We start from the raw sequence: 17,731 nt of genomic DNA, 5'->3' as shown, positions 1-17,731 counted from the left end.
AGTATCCAAATTGGTATCCAAAATATATTGAATCAACGATATGATTACTGATCTCTATATTTAAGTATAGACAATCCACTATAAAATAAATACAGTGCGACTGGGATGGATTTTACGTAGCCTCTGGGAACGCAGCACGCAAGGAAAATTTATACCAGTAGCACGCTGCAATCTCTGCACTCTTTTTATTTAGGACTAACTATATTTTATCCGTTATTAACTGTCCAAATAAACCTGTGCTTCACCCAAATCTAAGGTGCCTTCATAAATAGCACGGCCGGTGATGATGCCTTCGAGACAATCACCATAAGGTTTGAGCAATTCGATATCTTTCATATCCGTGACGCCGCCTGAAGCAATCACAGGTAAGCCGCCTTCGCGAGCCAAGTTAACCGTTTGTTCCACGTTAACGCCTTGCATCATGCCATCGCGGTTGATATCAGTATAAACGATTGACGATACGCCAACATCAGCAAAACGCTTGGCAAGCTCAGTTGCCTTAGTATCAGTGACATTTGCCCAGCCATGGGTCGCAACCAACCCGTCTTTGGCATCGATACCAACAATAATATGGCCAGCAAACTCGCGGCAAGCCTCGGCGACAAAGTCTGGATCCTCGACGGCTTTGGTACCGATGATGATATATGTCAAACCAGCGCTAATATATTGCTCAATGGTTTTCATATTGCGTACACCGCCACCGAGCTGGATTGGCAGATTCGGATAAGCTTTGGCAATGTCATTGACCACTTGCTTATGTACTGGGATACCGTCAAACGCGCCATTGAGATCGACCAAATGCAATCGACGCGCGCCTTCATTGACCCAACGCGCCGCCATGGCTACTGGATCATCAGAAAACACCGTATCGTCTTCCATACGACCTTGTTTTAAGCGCACACATTTACCATCTTTTAAATCAATAGCAGGGATAATGACAGGGACAGCACACATACAGCATTCCTTTTAAAGAGCGGGATTAATCATAAAAAATAATCGAAATTTTAACAGTCGCAGAACGAAAGCCATTTAAATAATGGCTTAATAAGGTAATTTAGAATAACAAATTAAAAAAGATAATGATGAAGAATTGAACAAATAACGAAAGTGAAAAACAATTATCCCATTATATTCATAATTATAAAAATCGAACAATCATAACCATAAGTTTTCACAGTTGGAGGCACTGTAAACATTAGGTAAATTCAATTACCAACTGGCAATTTTAGGTCAGTTTAGCGTATAATCCTAGGTAAATTTGTATTTGTGCGATAAAACCTAATTGTCTGCTACCTAAGATGATTACTAATAGCACAAGGTAAATGACAGCGCAGCATTGATTACCCTATTCAAGGTTGTGCCAATAAATTGCGGTTATTGAGCAATTAAGTTTACAGTGTAATCATAGGTCATTAAACAGCGCTTAGATAGCTTTCTCAAAGAGAGCTTTCTCAAAGTATTAAAAAATCACGTATTTCTCACTTATATTCATTCGAATGAATAGCGCTGCTTAAATCACACAGATATTATAAATTTTAAGATTTTAATAAATCGTATGGTAAAACTGTATTTTATCTAAAATCATCCTTGCTGAGGGTGGCATTAGATTGGAGTGTTTTAGTATACATCTTGGTAGCCAGTCGTCACTTTGGTCATTCGAATAAGACATTAACGTGTTGTTAAGGAGTCTAAGGTCAGCGTTAATACTCTTACTAGTAGTTATGATGTGTCATATCTAGAGAAATTTTTCAGCCCTATTATTGGAGTTGATAAATGACTTTATTGATGATGCCGTTATTCATGCTACCGATATACCAAACAGGACGTCTGGTATCGTTTTAGACTATGGACTAAGTTTTCGCTTATGATTACCATCAAAAAAGGTTTGGATTTACCCATCACCGGTGAACCCTCCCGCGAGATATCTGAGCACCAACCGACACATGTCGCCATTATTGGCTATGATTATGTGGGTATGAAGCCCACGATGAATGTCAAAGAAGGTGACATAGTAGCAAAAGGTCAGCCCGTTTTTGAAGACAAAAAACGAGTGGGCGTTATCTATACTGCCCCTGCTGCTGGTAAAGTCGTCGCGATTAAACGCGGTGAACGTCGTGTGTTTGAGAGCCTTGTTATTGCGGTCGACCCAAACGGTGAAGAAATAGACTTTGAGCGCTATGACTCCCAGCAACTTGCTGACTTAGACTCTGAAGTCGTTGAAACCCAACTGCTTGCTTCTGGTGAATGGACGGCGTTCCGTACGCGTCCTTATAGCCGCGCTCCAGAAATCGGTGCCCGCCCGCATGCTATCTTTGTCACCGCTATGGATACCAATCCATTAGCATTTGACCCTATGCTGCTGGTCAATGAACAGCTACAAGCGTTCAATGACGGACTTGCCGTACTATCTACCCTCAGCCCAAAGACCTTTGTCTGCCATCATGGTGATGCCCAGCTGACGCCAGTTGCCAAAACTGCGACTAATAATGTCACTGAGTATCATAGCTTTGCTGGTAAGCATCCCGCTGGTCTGGCTGGCACGCACATTCACTTTTTGCACCCAATCATGCGTGGTACAAGCGTCTGGACGATTGGCTACCAAGACGTGATTGCGATTGGCAAGCTATTTACTTCAGGTCGCTTATACACCCGCCGTATGCTCAGCCTTGCTGGTCCTGCGGTAACCAATCCACATTTGGTCGTCACTGAGCGCGGTGCGGATATCACGGCACTGACCAAAGGTCAGCTTGAGGCTGGTGAGAACCGTATTATTTCAGGTTCTGTGCTATCGGGTCGCAAGGTGTTTGGCAATACCGCATACCTTGGTCGCTTTCATAACCAAATCAGTGTCCTGTCTGAAGGTCGTGAGCGCCCAGCGTTCCACTTCTTTACACCGGGTGCAAACCGCTTCTCTAAACTGCCAATCTACATTTCACAGTTTTTTGGTGGCAAAAAATATAACTTCACTACTACGAGCAATGGCTCACCGCGAGCGATGGTGCCTATCGGAGTTTATGAAGAAGTCATGCCGCAAGACTATCTACCAACGCAGCTATTGCGTGCTCTGATTGTCGAAGACATCATTAGCGCGGTAGATTTGGGCGTACTCGAATTGGACGAAGAAGATTTAGCATTATGCACCTTCGTATCTCCTGGCAAATATGAATTCGGTGATATTTTGCGTGATAACTTAACGCGCATTGAGCTGGAGGGCTAACCACGATGAAATTTTTACACAATATGTTCGATCGTATGGAGCCGTCTTTCACCAAAGGTGGCAAACACGAAAAATACTATGCCCTCTTTGAGATGTTTGATACGTTTTTACGTCAACCAGGCTCAACGACATACGCCTCATCCCATGTACGCGATGGTATCGACCTGAAGCGTATTATGATTACTGTATGGCTATGTACCTTCCCAGCGATGTTTTGGGGTATGTACAACATTGGTCATCAAGCATTGACTGCTGTTGCTCAACTTGGCTTGCAGCCTGAAGGCTGGCGCACTGTTATTACTAATATGGCAGGCTATAACCCTGAAAGTATTTGGGCGAGTTTTGTCTATGGGGCAATGCAATTCTTACCGATTTATATCGTCACCTTTGGGGTCGGTATCCTCTGTGAGATTATATTTGCTGTGGTGCGTGGCCATGAGGTCAACGAAGGTTTCTTTGTCACCTCGGTGCTATTTGCGCTATGTCTACCACCAGATATTCCACTATGGCAAGTTGCCCTAGGTATTATCTTTGGTGTGGTTGTGGCAAAAGAAGTCTTTGGCGGTACCGGTAAGAACTTCCTTAACCCTGCCCTATCGGGCCGTGCATTCTTATACTTTGCTTATCCAGCCTATATGTCTGGTGATTCAGTATGGACGGCGGTTGATGGTTTCTCTGGCGCAACACCGCTTGGTCTTGCCGCACTTGGCGTCGTCCCACAAGACTTCGTCGATGTTTATGGTAATGCCATTACTTGGAGCGATGCGTTCTTAGGTAATATGCAAGGCAGTATCGGTGAAGTATCAACACTGGCTATCTTATTAGGTGCTGTGATTCTACTTTGGACGCGCATTGCCTCATGGCGCATCATGGCAGGTTGTGTGATCGGTCTAATCGCTACTTCGCTGGTCTTTAATATGATTGGCTCTGAAGACAACATGATGATGAGTTTGCCATTCTACTGGCATTTAGTTATCGGTGGTTTTGCGTTCGGTGCAGTCTTTATGGCGACCGATCCAGTATCAGCGGCACATACCAATAAAGGCCGCTGGGCTTATGGTATCTTGATTGGCTTTATGACCGTATTAATTCGAGTCATTAACCCAGCATTCCCAGAAGGCATCATGCTTGCCATCCTATTTGCCAACTTATTTGCTCCATTGTTTGACTATTTTGTGACCCAAGCAAATATCAAACGCCAAACTGCACGGAGGGTTCGCTATGTCCAAGCCCAAAAGTAACCTTAAGCCTAAAAGCAACAATACAAAAACCATCATCGTAGCGTTGATACTATGTTTGGTGTGTTCAGTATTGGTTGCCGCCGCAGCCGTCGGCTTAAAGCCGGCGCAAGTCGAAAACGCCCGTTTAGACCGTAATAAAAACATCTTGGTCGCCGCAGGCTTGTTTGATCCTGCCTCTGATACCAATGAAGATGTCGCTGAGCGTTTCAAAGATTTTGAAGTGGAAATTGTTGACTTAAATAAAGGTAACTATCTCGATGACGACGCCCTAAAGGCTGTTGGTATCGATGATCGTAATACTTATGATACTAGTCAAGCAACTAAGAACGAAGCCTTAAGCGACGATCTAGGTAACAATGACCCTGCTAGTATTGGCCGCAAACCTAAATATGCCAAAGTCTATGTCAAGAACGATGACGCGGGAGACCCTGAAATGGTCGTCCTACCGATTCAGGGCTACGGCCTTTGGGGCACTATTTATGGTTTCTTAACGCTTGAAGGTGATATGAATACCATCAAAGGTATTAGCTTTTATGAGCATAAAGAAACCCCAGGTCTAGGCGCTCGTATCGAAGAGCCAAAATGGCGCGCGATGTGGACTGGTATCCACTCTTACGACGAAAGTGGCGATGTTGCTACTGGTGTTGCTACTTCAGGCTCAAGAGAGAATTGGGTCGATGGTATCAGTGGGGCGACTTTGACCAGTCGTGGCGTCAGTAATATGATTCAGTTTTGGTTAGGTGAGCAAGGTTATAAGCCTTATTTAGATCATGTGCGTGAAGAAAGTGGCAAAACGCTTAAAAGCACTGATACGCAAACTAGCCAAAAGCTCACTCAGAAAGAAACGCATCCCGTAACCGAGCTGGCATCAATAGCACCAGCAGCACACGGCAAGGAGGCTTAACGTGGCTGATACAAAAAGTATTTTAGTTTCCCCTATTTTTGATAACAACCCCATTGGCCTACAAATACTAGGTATTTGTTCTGCGTTGGCGGTAACGACTACGGTCGCTAATGCGCTGGTTATGAGTGTGGCGTTGACTTTGGTAACGGCATTTTCCAGCTTTTTTATCTCTAGTATTCGTAAGCAAATTCCATCGAGCATTCGTATTATCGTGCAAATGACGATTATTGCCTCATTGGTTATCGTGGTCGATCAGATACTAAAAGCAGTCGCTTATGACGTGAGCAAAGGTCTTTCAGTATTCGTAGGTTTAATTATCACCAACTGTATCGTAATGGGCCGTGCTGAAGCATTTGCCATGAGCAACCCGCCCGTACCCAGCTTTTTAGATGGTATCGGTAACGGTCTTGGCTACTCTGCTGTCCTTTTATTCGTCGGTACTATTCGCGAAATATTAGGCTCAGGCAGCTGGTTTGGCATTACTTTACTACAGCCAGCAACTGATGGCGGCTGGTATGTCCCTAATGGTTTATTGTTATTACCACCTTCTGCATTCTTTATTATTGCGATGTTTATCGTCATTATTCGTATATGGAAGCCTGAACAAGTTGAAGAGGCTGAGTTTGTAATGAAGCCGCAATCTAAAGGCATGGCACATGGAGGCGGTCACTAATGGGACATTATGTTAGTTTATTCATAACCTCAGTCTTTATTGAGAATATGGCGCTGGCCTACTTCTTAGGTATGTGTACTTTCTTGGCAGTATCCAAGAAAGTCTCCACTGCTATTGGTCTTGGGGTCGCAGTCGTTGTCGTTATGGCAATTACCGTACCGCTAAACAACCTACTATTTCAGTTCATCCTAAAAGATGGTGCGCTGGCGTGGGCAGGTTTCCCTGATATCGATTTGAGCTTTTTAGGCTTGCTGAGTTATATCGGTCTTATCGCTGCGGTGGTACAGATTCTAGAGATGTTCCTAGACAAGTTCGTACCTGCTCTATATAACGCACTTGGGGTTTTCTTACCACTTATTACTGTCAACTGCGCCATCCTAGGTGGCGTACTGTTTATGGTTGAGCGTGACTATAACTTTGGTGAATCCATGGTGTATGGCGTTGGTGCTGGTTTTGGTTGGGCACTTGCTATTACCGTGCTGGCTGGTATTCGCGAAAAGCTTAAATACTCAGATATCCCAGCACCACTACAGGGTCTTGGTATTACCTTTATCACCGTTGGTCTCATGTCACTTGGCTTTATGTCGTTCGGTGGTATGTCAATTTAAGCCTGTGCTTATTTAAATGTTCACTTATTTAAAGACTTGTGCTTAAAACCATACTCAGTTATTTGACCTAATTAATTCATTTATTCGGTAGAGGGTCGAGGCAATTTATATGACCTCGCACCCCTACCCCATAGATTAAGGATACCTACCATGGATTATGCTACGGCGATTGGTGGCGTTGCTATGTTTACCTTGATCATCATGGGTCTGGTCGCCATTATTTTGGCGGCGCGCTCAAGACTGGTCAGTTCAGGCGATGTTACCATTCATATCAATGATAATCCCGACAATGATGTAGTGACACCAGCAGGCGGTAAGCTGCTACAAACACTTGCTAGTGAAGGCATTTTCTTGTCTTCAGCATGTGGTGGCGGTGGTACGTGTGCCCAGTGTCGCTGCCGTGTTATTGAAGGTGGCGGTTCTATTCTGCCCACCGAAGAAGGCTATTTTACTCAAGGTGAGATTCGCAATCATATGCGCCTCGCCTGTCAGGTAGCCGTTAAGCAAGACATGGAAATTGAGATTGACCCAGAATTCTTTGATGTACAAAAATGGGAATGTGAAGTTATCTCGAATGATAACGTCGCCACCTTTATTAAAGAATTGGTGCTCAAAATTCCAGAAGGCGAAGAAGTTAACTTCCGCGCAGGTGGTTATGTACAGCTAGAAGCGCCAGCGCATGAAGTGCATTACAAAGACTTTGATATAGCGGAAGAATATAGAGAAGACTGGGAAAAGTTCGGCATCTTTAAATATGTCTCAAAAGTTGACGAACCAGTGATTCGTGCTTACTCAATGGCCAACTACCCAGAAGAAAAAGGCTTAATTAAGTTTAATATTCGTATCGCCAGTCCACCACCACGTGGCCCTGACGGTATCCCACCAGGCAAGATGTCTTCGTGGACATTTAGCTTAAAACCTGGCGATAAAGTGACAGTTTCTGGACCTTATGGTGAATTCTTTGCCAAAGACACCCAAGCTGAAATGATCTTCGTCGGTGGTGGTGCGGGAATGGCGCCGATGCGCTCGCACATTTTTGATCAGCTTAAGCGTCTACACTCTGATCGCAAGATTAGCTTTTGGTATGGTGCACGCTCTATCCGTGAGATGTTCTACGTTGAAGATTACGATCAACTAGAAGAAGAGTTTGCTAACTTTGAGTGGCATGTGGCCTTATCAGACCCACTGCCAGAAGACAATTGGGATGGCTATACCGGCTTTATCCACAATGTGTTATTAGAAGAGTATCTCAAAGATCATCCAAACCCAGAAGATTGTGAGTACTATATGTGTGGGCCACCGATGATGAACGCGGCGGTCATCGATATGCTACACAGCTTGGGTGTTGAAGATGAAAACATTATGCTTGATGACTTTGGTGGTTAAGACGGATGGTTAAACCGTTCGATTAAATCCCAATGGTTAAGCTATGTCATGACGCTACCATGATTAACTAAATCATATATGATAAATTAAGAGTCTCGATTGAGGCTCTTTTTTTATGAGCCAAACTAGGGCATGTCATCAATAAGCATATGTGAACAAGAAAGGATTCTTATGAAAACTAAAATTAAAGACTTAACTATTTGGATAACTGGTGCCTCTAGCGGTATCGGTGAAGCTCTAGCCATTGCCTTTGCTAAACGAGGCGCGAGAATTGTCTTGAGTGGGCGCGATAAAAACAAGCTAGCAGCGGTCAAAAAACGCTGCAAACATAGCAAAAAACATATCATCGTACCTTTTGATATAGCCGATGCCGCGCAAGCAAAAGAAGCTTATGATGCTGTCAAAACACAAGCAGGAGAAATCGATTGGCTGATTAATAATGCAGGCGTCAGTCAACGCTCACTGATTATGGAAACCACTGAGGACGTTGAACGTCAAATCATGGAAATCGACTACTTTGCACAAACACGTCTAAGCAGATTGGTATTACCCGATATGATCGCGCAAGGTGGTGGCAAAATAGTGATGGTATCGAGTGTGGCAGGATTATTAGGAACGCAATATCGCGGTGCTTACGGAGCTGCCAAAGCGGCGATCCATATGTGGGCCAATAGTTTACGTGCTGAGTTGCATGAAGACGGCATAGAGGTCGCAACGATATTTCCAGGGTTTATCCAAACCAATGTCTCTATCAATGCCTTGACTGGCGATGGTAGCACACAGGGCACGATGGACGAAGCCACCAACAAAGGACTAACGGCGACAGCATTTGCCAAGCAAGTCGTCAAAGCTCTCTCCAAAGGCGAAGAATATATCATCGTCGCAGGCAGCAAAGAAAAGCTGGCCACAAAAATTAACCGAGTCTCACCACCAAAACTCTATAAGCTTATTCGTGAGGTACAAGTAAAGTAAGTCCAGTGTATTAAATAGGCGAGACTTAAGCCGATGCATTAGCCTTATAGGTGATAAGCGGTGTAAAATAGCCAAAATATATCCCAACCGCTATTCACCTTACTTCTTTTAAAAAATACTATGGCAAATTCAATGCAGCTCCTACCTTCTAATAAAATTATTACCCTCACCCTATTTAGTACCATTGGTCTCACCAGCGCCTTGAGCCTTAGCGCTTGCCAGCAAAAACCAGATTATAACTACCTCATCGGTGAGACGATGGGCACTAGCTATCACATCACCTATCAGTTGCCAGACGATGCTGATGAAAAGGCCATACAAGCAGCAATCGATGCGCGTTTAAAACAAATCAATGACAGCATGTCTACTTATCAAAGCGACTCTACCATCTCTAAATTTAATCGTTTGGCAAAAGACACGCCTATCACGATTGATGCAGACTTTAGTCATGTGCTAGAAGCCTCAAGGCAAGTCTATCAGCAGTCAAATGGGGCGTTTGATCCTACAGTGTTGCCTTTAATAGAAACGTGGGGCTTTGGTAGCACCATGACCGTAGAGCGTCTACAAAGTCCGCCAACGGCACTTGAGATTGCTCAAGCAAAAGCCTTGGTCGACTTTGAGAGCGTGGTACAAGAAGATCAAACTATCTATAAAACCAAAGATGGTATCGCGCTTGATTTTTCCGCAGTCGCCAAAGGCTATGGTGTCGATGTCATCGCCGACGTGCTCAGAGACAATTATCAGATTCGTAATTATATGGTTGAGATTGGCGGTGAGATTGCAACTTCTGGTGTCAATAATCAACAGCAGCCATGGCAAATTGCGATTGATGCCCCTATCGAAGACAGCACAGTCAGCGAGCGTCAGCCTATCTCAGCAATTCGCCAACCAACCGACACTGATAATAAGATGTATATCGCCACTTCCGGCAACTATCGCAATTCTGTCATATTCGATGGCAAACACTATAGCCATACAATTGACCCTACTACTGGCGCACCTATCGCTGGCGGCGCACCTTCGGTAACCGTGGTGGCAGAATCAGTGGCACTGGCCGATGCGTGGGCGACGGCATTGACCGCTATGCCCTATCAAAAAGCATTGGATGTCGCGAAACAGCAAAATATAGCCGCATTGTTCGTGATATTAGCCGATGGCGTAAAACATGGTGATTTGAAGGATAGTGCTGATGACTGGCAGGTAGTACAAACGCCTACTATGGCAACCTTAAGAGCCGGCAATTCAAATAAAGATTAGGCCGCGTTTGTTTGGTTTTTTACGACTTATTATCACAGGATTATTACTAAGTGTTTTAATTATTATATAAGCGTTACAATATACCATTTAGAAGAAAAGTTATCAGAGTGTTCTTACACTAAGGATATGAGATGGTTTATTCATTGATGGCGGTATTTTTTGTATTGGGCTATATTGCTATTGCTTTAGAGCATAACCTTCATGTTGATAAAGCAGCTTCCGCCCTGCTCACTGCAATTATTGTCTGGACACTACTGGTGATTGGTGCAGATACTTTGCTCGCTGATCAGCTGGTTAATGGGCTTGATACGACTACCATCATCAACGCTGAGCTTAGGCATCACTTAGCAGAGATTGCTGAAATTTTGTTTTTCTTAATGGGGGCGATGGTCATCGTGGAGTTGGTCGATGCTCATGATGGTTTTGCTGCTATTACCAACCGTATTCATACTACCAACGCCGTCACGCTTTTATGGACCATTGGTGCGCTTACCTTCTTTTTCTCCGCGCTGTTAGATAACCTTACCACTACCATCGTCATGATTTCCTTACTGCGCAAACTGGTAGCCGATAAAGAGCTGCGTTTGTGGTTTGTTGGCACAGTCGTGGTCTGTGCTAACGCTGGCGGTGCCTGGTCACCGATTGGTGATGTGACGACTACCATGCTGTGGATTGGCCATCAAATTACTGCCAGTCGTATTATCGTTGATTTGATCGTCCCCAGCTTGATGGCTGCTATGGTGCCATTAATCTTATTGACGTTCATGTTTAAAGGCAAACAAGTACAGCGGCCGAAACCTGCCAAAGCAACAATAACCTCGTCTAATACCAACTACCTTGGCAGCTATACCGGCGGTGATACAGCTATTATGGCAATGGAAGGTGGTCATGCTTCTTCGTCTCAAGACTCTTTATCTCAAACCTCTGCAACCAAAACAGATGACGATACAGCGGCAGTGTCTCTCGATACCGTTACCAGTAAAATGCGTATCAGTATTCTGGCATTAGGCTTAGGTGCGCTGGCATTCGTCCCAGTATTTAAGACCTTGACCCATCTGCCACCTTACATGGGTATCTTGTTTGGTGTCGGTGTACTTTGGGTTTTTACCGAACTGGTGCATCGCCATGATAACTGGCGCGTTAAGCAACAAATGACTGTCGTTGGGGTGCTTACTCGGGTCGACATGTCTAGTATTTTATTCTTCTTAGGTATCTTATTGGCCGTATCTGGACTGGCCACTGCCGGTCACTTAATTGATATGGCAACGTGGCTGGATAATACCTTTGGTAACTTATATGTCATTAACGTCTTAATCGGCCTCCTGTCATCATTGGTAGATAACGTCCCGCTGGTGGCCGGTGCTATGAAAATGTACCCTCTCCTTAGCGACTCTGCTATGGCGGGTTTAACCGGTGGTGATTTGGCGCGCCAAAGTCAGTTTTTACAAGATGGGGCATTTTGGCACTTCTTGGCTTACTGTGCAGGCGTTGGTGGTAGTTGCTTAATCATTGGTTCAGCAGCCGGGGTTGCAGCGATGGGTATGGAGAAAATCTCCTTTATGTGGTATCTCAAACATATCAGTGGTCTTGCACTTCTGGGCTACTTAGCAGGGGCTGCTACCTACATCGCTATCCATGTAATGTAGCTGGTTGTAACTGACTGTATTTGCATGATTTCCATCGATATTATTACCCTATGGATATGTGGTAAAATAGAGTTATAAACTTCAGGACAGCCTGCTATGTTGTATATGTCATGATCTATATAAAGTGATAGTCTGTCCCTAATAAGCCGAGGTTACCCCATGCTTAGCCAATTACTTCCCATGCTCGCTGTTACCTTTACCGTCTTTATCCTGTTTTTTGTGTTTATGGGCATCGGTTATATGTTTCAAAAGAAGCCATTGAAAGGCTCTTGTGGTGGTGTTGCCAAATTGATGGGCAATGAAAAATGCTCGTACTGCGGTGATGATCCCAATAAGTGTGATTCTATCGCTGAACAAGAAGGTGCCCTAAAAGCGGCTCAGTTAGGCAAATCTGTATAAGTGTCTGATTTGTTACCATACGCTGATAGTATTTAGCGGTTATTTGTTCTTATAATAGCGTCAAGTCCTATAAAAAAGGGCTGGCGCTATTTTCGATTGCGCCATACTCATATACTAAGTTTGCTCTGATTGATAAGGTAGCAAGTGCATATGACCTACTTTCTGCAATTGTTTTGAACTTCCAACTGATACCAATCCCAAAAAGTACGATTAGCTGGGTCAAACTCGTTTAGTCTACAGTACGTAGCACTGGCACTCGTTTTTCTTGCTACTCTAGTCTTTGTGAATGGTATTATCACCTAACTTGCCTTCTCAGTGAGATTCTTCTGGTGTTATTTTACAGGCGACGATTCCTCGGCGCTGTTTCATGACGTGTCTTTTTTCTTATTCTAAATAATAGTCGTGCTGCTATGCCTACCTCTCCAAACTTACAGTCTCAAACGGATTCTTCCTCCAACTTTAAGCTGCCTTCTTCGCGCTTTACTTTTTGGCTAGTGCTATGTGCGATGATTTTACTCGCCACTAATATGCGCGCGCCTATCGTGGCGCTTGGCTCTATTGCACCCGTAGTACAAAATGCACTAAATATCTCCGAAACTCAAATCGGCTGGCTGGGTGCCGTACCGATGTTGGGTTTTGCGCTAGGTGCTCTGGTTGCCCCCTCTATTGGTAAGCGTTTTGGCCTTGAAAACACGCTGATTACCATGATTGTGCTGCTGACTCTAGGGATGATTATTCGCTCTGTCATTCCCACTTGGATCGGATTTTTGAGCGGAACTATAGTACTAACTTTAGCTATAGGTTTTGCTAATACTTTAGCGGCGCCAGTAATTAAGCAGCGTACGCCCAAACATATTCCACTTATTACTGGCTTACTGAGTCTTACCATGACGGTAATGGCCGGTATCGTCGCTGGCGTAGTCCTGCCCTTATCTGAATATGTGGGCTGGCAATGGGCACTAGGAGGCTGGTCAATCTTGGGGGTTTTAGCCGTAATCGTCTGGATATTCTTGCGCCTTCGTCTGGGGTCATCAAATAACCAAGCGGTACCATTGGCGACCCCAGGCTCCTCAGAGATATCAGTATGGCGCACAGCTTTTGCTTGGCAAATTGCTGTATTTATGGGTTTACAATCCTTGTTATTTTATACCGTAGCCAGTTTCTTACCTTCTATTTGGGTTAGTAAAGGACTGAATGCTGTTCAGGCTGGACAGATGGGCTCGGTATTTCAGTTTATGGCACCGCCTGCTATCTTGATCGTAACTTGGCTTATCAACCGTGGCCGCCCTATCCAAGCGTTAGCGATTGTTGCTGCACTGCTAAACGTTATTGGTGTGCTCGGTATCAGCTACTTTTCTCCTGACTTGGCCTGGCTATGGTCAGGGTTAATGGGTGCAGGCTGCTCAGCAATGTTTACTTTAAGTATGATGCTGTTTTCCTTGCGTACTTATACCACCAATCAGGCTAGTGAGCTATCTGGTATGGCGCAGTTCGTTGGTTATCTGGTAGCCTTTTTTGGTCCGCTGGGGACAGGTTGGCTGCATGAATTAACCGACAGTTGGGACGTACCACTGTTAATAATTTTAATTTTAATGATTATTAACGTAGCGATTGCTTGGCTAATTAGTCGTCCGGTAATGGTAGATGGTAAAAAGATTTAGATCTTTACCCTTAAACCATTAACTTTTGCACAATATTGCTGCTTATCTGATTCTGCTACACTGGCTTGATTGTAAATAGGACAGTAGAATCATGATAAGCATAACTTCTCGCCTGCCGCAGCGCCTACTCACTGTCGCTGCATTAACCATCGCAATTGCCTTGAGCGGTTGTCAAAAAGAACCTGACCCCAATACCGCTACTGACACTCAGAATAACGACCAAGTCGTTAATACAAAAACTGCCGAACCTCAAACTACAGAACCTGAGCAATCCGTAAATTCGACTGAGCAGCAACAAGCACCACTAACCATATTGGCACTGGGTGATTCGTTGACAGAAGGGCTTGGTGTTGATAATGATGCCAACTATCCTGCGCAGCTAGAGGCGCGGTTACAAGAATTGGGTTATAACAATGTCAAAGTGGTCAATTCAGGCTTAAGCGGTGAAACCAGCACTGGCTTAGTCAATCGCTTAGATTGGGTATTGCAGACCAAACCAGATATTACGATTTTGACCGTCGGTGCCAATGACGCCATTCGTGGTATTGACGTGGCGACGGTTGAAGCTAATATTCGTACCGCTGTTAAACGCCTACAAGACAGTGATAGCGAAGTTATCTTGGGCGGCATGCAGATTTATGACAATCTTGGCTCTGACTATGTACAGTCGTTTGCCGCGATATATCCTAGAGTGGCGAAAGATATGAACGTCACGCTGATTCCGTTCTTTTTAGACGGTGTCGGTGGTGATCCTCAGTTAAACCAAGCTGATGCCATCCATCCAACCCGTGAGGGATATAAAATTATCGTCAATGATAATATCCTGCCTATATTGCAGCCTGAAATTGAGAAGTTAGCCGAATCTAATATGGACGATTCTAAAAACTCAAATCACACCAACAAACAAGCACCCGCTTCAACTCCAGCACCGACAAATACGCCTATTGAGACTACGCAATGACATCATCACCTTCAACTGAGAATGTAACGGCTTTAAAAACAAGCGCATTGCTTACCGCTTCACAATTAAATAAAACCGTACAAGTCGGTGAGCAAAAGCTGTCCATCATCAAAGACGTCGACATTCATGTCAATGCGGGCGAGTTCGTGGTTATCATGGGCAAATCTGGCTCGGGTAAATCTACCTTGCTTGGGCTATTAGCCGCGTTAGATTATCCTGATAGTGGCAGCGTTGAGCTGGCAGGGCAAACATTGAGCAGTCTTGATGAAGATGCTTTAGCTGTCATTCGTCAGCGCGAGATGGGGTTTGTGTTTCAATCGTTTCATTTACTGCCAACGTTGACAGTAGCAGAAAATATTGCCTTCCCACTTGATATCGCTCGACGTCCAAACAAAGCACGAGTGAATGAATTGATTGAAGCCGTTGATTTGGGGCATAGACGTAATAGTTTGCCCAATCAATTATCTGGCGGCGAGCAACAGCGTACTGCTGTCGCGCGAGCATTGGTATCGCAGCCAAAAATTGTCTTTGCTGATGAGCCAACGGGTAATTTAGATGAACAAAACGCCAATCAAGTCATGCAGTTATTACTGGATCTGAGACAGCAAGTTGGCTCGGCGTTGGTGGTTGTGACCCATGACCCTGCGCTTGCTGAAATGGCAGATCGTGTCATTACTATGCATGATGGGCGGATTGTACATTAATGAATAACTTGATGAATAACCAGCAAACAGAGAAGCATTCACCAAAAGATACGACTGATACGGCAATGGCAAAAGAGTCAGATTATACTGGCGGTATCATCTACCATTTATTTAAAGGATTGGGCGCGCAAGCATTAAGTCGTAGCTGGTGGCAGCGCTGGGTTTATCCGCTGTTATTTTTACTCACGCTAACATTATCGCTAGCCACTTACTTGACCCTCGACTCCGTCCAGCAATCGGTTAATACCTATATCAACGATAATCAGCGTGCGCTGGTTGGTGGCGATTTGATCTTAAACAGTCAACAAGACTGGCCAAGCGAAGTATTGACGCAGGTAGCAACGGTCGCTGATACGCAAATTGTTTATGATTATCAGTTTAGTGCGATGGTAGTGACCGCTGAGCAAACCTTACTTGCTCGGGTCAAGGCCGTCTCGCCATCTTATCCATTATATGGTGACGTCGAGCTGGCATCTGATCAGCCTTTATGGCAGCAGCTTACCTCTAATAATGTGGTCGTCGCTCCAGAAGTGCTTAAAAGCCTCAATGCTAATGTCGGTGATAAAATTACTATTGGTGAAGGACAGTTTACGATTAGCGATGTGCTGACGAAAGAGCCTGACCGTCCGTTGACGGCGTTTGGCTTTGGTGGACGAGTGCTGATGCAACAAGATGCGCTCGCCGCAACCAATCTATTAGGTGAGCGTAGCCGCATCAACTATCGTATTGAGTTGGCGGGCGAGCCTGAATTAATAGAAGCACAGCGCGATAAGCTGACGCAAATATTAACCAATTATCCTGATATCGAGCTCTCTGATGCTGAATCGGCAGATACTTCTGTTTCGCGTATCTCTGATAATGTGTTGATGTTCTTAAAGCTGCTCGTCATTGCCGTCTTGTTATTATCGGCGGTCGCGATGTATGGGGTCATCACCGCATTTGTGACCAAGCAGCAATCTAGTAATGCGATTCGTTTAGCATTGGGTGAGCCTCTTAGCTCACTTAAACGTAGCTATTATCAACTATTGATTGCAACGACTATCATTGCTGGTATCGCCGCGATTATCGTCAGTTTTGGCTTACTCAAAGTTGGCCAGCCATATCTTGTGGCTATCTTGCCAGCGGATGTTGGCTTAGCTATCAATCCTATCAGTGCCATTAAAACCATTATTATCGCTTTGGTGCTGACGTTGCTTATCGCACAGCGTGGCTTAAGTTCGCTTAATACCACCAAACCCGCAACCTTACTTAGCCAAGGCGCAAGCTCACAAGCGCAAAATATACCTTGGTATAAACGCTTGCCTTTACTATGGTATGGGCTAATGCTCACAGGGCTTTATGCGTTCTTTGCCTATGAAGTAGGTTCGTTTAAACTGGGTGCGCAGTTACTCATAGGGCTTATTGGTTTCGTAGCAATATTTTGGCTATTGGCGCGTGCTTGGTTATGGCTACTTGCCAAGTTGGCGACCAATAGCAATATCAGTTGGATGCAGCGGATTGCTATTCATAACCTTGCGCGTAAAGGCAATCAATCAGCGCTATTTTTTGTCACGCTATCATTATCGGTCGCAGTCCTGACACTCATCACTACCCTCAATCATAGTATCAATACCCAGTTTATTAACGCCTATCCTGAAGATGCGCCGAATTTATTTTTGTTAGATATTCAAAGCGATCAGCATAATGAGATTAATAAAATCATTGGCGCACCAGTGAGCTACTACCCTGTCATTCGTGCCCGTGTGGTGACCGCTAATGAGGTACCTGTACAAGATATCGAACCTACTGAGGGATTTGATGATCCTGCGCGTGTCTTTAATTTAAGCTATAGTCAATCCCACCTAAAAGTGTTATAAACTAATTATCAAACCCAATTGTTACCATAAACACTATGACTTACTCACTAGATTTTCGCAAACAAGTACTAAAAAGCTTAGATAACGGTATGACCTTTGCCGGGGCGGCTGAGTTCTATAATCTCAGCCCAACCACCATACAAAACTGGAAGAGACGTGTTCATAGCAAAGCAACCAGGCAAACCAAACCTTATAAAATACCAGATGACGTGCTACTCAATGATGTTAAAGAACATCCTGATGATT

The 17,731-nt window shown here is 44.4% G+C and carries 16 protein-coding genes; 15 read left to right on the top strand and 1 reads right to left on the bottom strand.

Annotated elements, in window-relative coordinates:
* Nucleotides 1-216: 216 nt before the first annotated feature.
* Nucleotides 217-954: a 1-(5-phosphoribosyl)-5-[(5-phosphoribosylamino)methylideneamino]imidazole-4-carboxamide isomerase gene (gene hisA, locus EI161_RS06225; protein ID WP_192523959.1), complete on the bottom strand. Its 738-nt coding sequence runs from the start codon at nt 952-954 to the stop codon at nt 217-219.
* Nucleotides 955-1,864: 910 nt separating this feature from the next.
* On the opposite strand from hisA, the gene EI161_RS06220 reads away from it, so the two are divergent.
* From EI161_RS06220 to EI161_RS06150, 15 genes are all read left to right on the top strand, one after another.
* Complete coding sequence (locus EI161_RS06220) at nt 1,865-3,217, top strand: Na(+)-translocating NADH-quinone reductase subunit A (protein ID WP_192523960.1); 1,353 nt, start codon at nt 1,865-1,867, stop codon at nt 3,215-3,217.
* 5 nt (nt 3,218-3,222) lie between these two features.
* The gene (locus tag EI161_RS06215; RefSeq protein ID WP_192523961.1) at nt 3,223-4,458 is read left to right on the top strand and encodes an NADH:ubiquinone reductase (Na(+)-transporting) subunit B; all 1,236 of its coding nucleotides are present in this window, start codon (nt 3,223-3,225) and stop codon (nt 4,456-4,458) included.
* Complete coding sequence (locus EI161_RS06210) at nt 4,439-5,362, top strand: Na(+)-translocating NADH-quinone reductase subunit C (protein ID WP_192523962.1); 924 nt, start codon at nt 4,439-4,441, stop codon at nt 5,360-5,362. The genes EI161_RS06215 and EI161_RS06210 overlap by 20 nt, the downstream gene beginning before the upstream one ends.
* A gap of 1 nt (nt 5,363) precedes the next feature.
* Entirely contained in the window at nt 5,364-6,035 is a 672-nt protein-coding gene (locus EI161_RS06205) for an NADH:ubiquinone reductase (Na(+)-transporting) subunit D (protein WP_192523963.1), read from the top strand.
* Nucleotides 6,035-6,643, top strand: coding sequence for an NADH:ubiquinone reductase (Na(+)-transporting) subunit E (nqrE, locus tag EI161_RS06200; RefSeq protein WP_192523964.1), 609 nt, complete (start codon nt 6,035-6,037; stop codon nt 6,641-6,643). Before EI161_RS06205 ends, nqrE begins: the two co-directional genes overlap by 1 nt.
* Before the next feature lie 150 nt (nt 6,644-6,793).
* On the top strand, nt 6,794-8,029 hold the full coding sequence (nqrF, locus tag EI161_RS06195; RefSeq protein WP_192529236.1) for an NADH:ubiquinone reductase (Na(+)-transporting) subunit F: 1,236 nt from the start codon (nt 6,794-6,796) through the stop codon (nt 8,027-8,029).
* Nucleotides 8,030-8,200: 171 nt separating this feature from the next.
* Complete coding sequence (locus tag EI161_RS06190; RefSeq protein ID WP_192529235.1) at nt 8,201-9,001, top strand: SDR family NAD(P)-dependent oxidoreductase; 801 nt, start codon at nt 8,201-8,203, stop codon at nt 8,999-9,001.
* A 120-nt stretch (nt 9,002-9,121) separates the two neighbouring features.
* Nucleotides 9,122-10,258: an FAD:protein FMN transferase gene (locus tag EI161_RS06185; RefSeq protein WP_192529234.1), complete on the top strand. Its 1,137-nt coding sequence runs from the start codon at nt 9,122-9,124 to the stop codon at nt 10,256-10,258.
* Between the two features lie 131 nt (nt 10,259-10,389).
* Nucleotides 10,390-11,904: a sodium:proton antiporter NhaD gene (gene nhaD / locus EI161_RS06180; protein ID WP_192529233.1), complete on the top strand. Its 1,515-nt coding sequence runs from the start codon at nt 10,390-10,392 to the stop codon at nt 11,902-11,904.
* A gap of 159 nt (nt 11,905-12,063) precedes the next feature.
* Nucleotides 12,064-12,303: a (Na+)-NQR maturation NqrM gene (gene nqrM / locus EI161_RS06175; RefSeq protein WP_192523969.1), complete on the top strand. Its 240-nt coding sequence runs from the start codon at nt 12,064-12,066 to the stop codon at nt 12,301-12,303.
* 410 nt (nt 12,304-12,713) lie between these two features.
* The gene (locus EI161_RS06170; protein WP_192524691.1) at nt 12,714-13,964 is read left to right on the top strand and encodes a CynX/NimT family MFS transporter; all 1,251 of its coding nucleotides are present in this window, start codon (nt 12,714-12,716) and stop codon (nt 13,962-13,964) included.
* Between the two features lie 91 nt (nt 13,965-14,055).
* On the top strand, nt 14,056-14,925 hold the full coding sequence (locus EI161_RS06165) for an arylesterase (RefSeq protein ID WP_192529232.1): 870 nt from the start codon (nt 14,056-14,058) through the stop codon (nt 14,923-14,925).
* Nucleotides 14,922-15,629: an ABC transporter ATP-binding protein gene (locus EI161_RS06160; RefSeq protein WP_192529231.1), complete on the top strand. Its 708-nt coding sequence runs from the start codon at nt 14,922-14,924 to the stop codon at nt 15,627-15,629. Before EI161_RS06165 ends, EI161_RS06160 begins: the two co-directional genes overlap by 4 nt.
* Nucleotides 15,630-15,640: 11 nt before the next feature.
* A complete protein-coding gene (locus EI161_RS06155) occupies nt 15,641-17,485 on the top strand; it encodes an ABC transporter permease (RefSeq protein ID WP_225735252.1) in 1,845 nt (614 codons plus the stop codon).
* Between the two features lie 35 nt (nt 17,486-17,520).
* The coding region (locus EI161_RS06150) for an IS630 transposase-related protein (RefSeq protein WP_192524926.1) at nt 17,521-17,731 on the top strand (211 nt) is incomplete at its 3' end.

This window comes from Psychrobacter sp. FME5 (assembly GCF_014861375.1).
Lineage (GTDB): Bacteria > Pseudomonadota > Gammaproteobacteria > Pseudomonadales > Moraxellaceae > Psychrobacter.
This window is presented reverse-complemented; position numbering and strand designations above follow the sequence as displayed.

Bases quoted from the DNA above. Each gene is read 5' to 3' on its own strand.
- hisA (WP_192523959.1), bottom strand. From the start codon at position 954: ATGTGTGCTGTCCCTGTCATTATCCCTGCTATTGATTTAAAAGATGGT.
- EI161_RS06220 (WP_192523960.1), top strand. From the start codon at position 1,865: ATGATTACCATCAAAAAAGGTTTGGATTTACCCATCACCGGTGAACCC.
- EI161_RS06215 (WP_192523961.1), top strand. From the start codon at position 3,223: ATGAAATTTTTACACAATATGTTCGATCGTATGGAGCCGTCTTTCACC.
- EI161_RS06210 (WP_192523962.1), top strand. From the start codon at position 4,439: ATGTCCAAGCCCAAAAGTAACCTTAAGCCTAAAAGCAACAATACAAAA.
- nqrE (WP_192523964.1), top strand. From the start codon at position 6,035: ATGGGACATTATGTTAGTTTATTCATAACCTCAGTCTTTATTGAGAAT.
- nqrF (WP_192529236.1), top strand. From the start codon at position 6,794: ATGGATTATGCTACGGCGATTGGTGGCGTTGCTATGTTTACCTTGATC.
- EI161_RS06190 (WP_192529235.1), top strand. From the start codon at position 8,201: ATGAAAACTAAAATTAAAGACTTAACTATTTGGATAACTGGTGCCTCT.
- EI161_RS06185 (WP_192529234.1), top strand. From the start codon at position 9,122: ATGGCAAATTCAATGCAGCTCCTACCTTCTAATAAAATTATTACCCTC.
- nhaD (WP_192529233.1), top strand. From the start codon at position 10,390: ATGGTTTATTCATTGATGGCGGTATTTTTTGTATTGGGCTATATTGCT.
- nqrM (WP_192523969.1), top strand. From the start codon at position 12,064: ATGCTTAGCCAATTACTTCCCATGCTCGCTGTTACCTTTACCGTCTTT.
- EI161_RS06170 (WP_192524691.1), top strand. From the start codon at position 12,714: ATGCCTACCTCTCCAAACTTACAGTCTCAAACGGATTCTTCCTCCAAC.
- EI161_RS06165 (WP_192529232.1), top strand. From the start codon at position 14,056: ATGATAAGCATAACTTCTCGCCTGCCGCAGCGCCTACTCACTGTCGCT.
- EI161_RS06160 (WP_192529231.1), top strand. From the start codon at position 14,922: ATGACATCATCACCTTCAACTGAGAATGTAACGGCTTTAAAAACAAGC.
- EI161_RS06155 (WP_225735252.1), top strand. From the start codon at position 15,641: ATGAATAACCAGCAAACAGAGAAGCATTCACCAAAAGATACGACTGAT.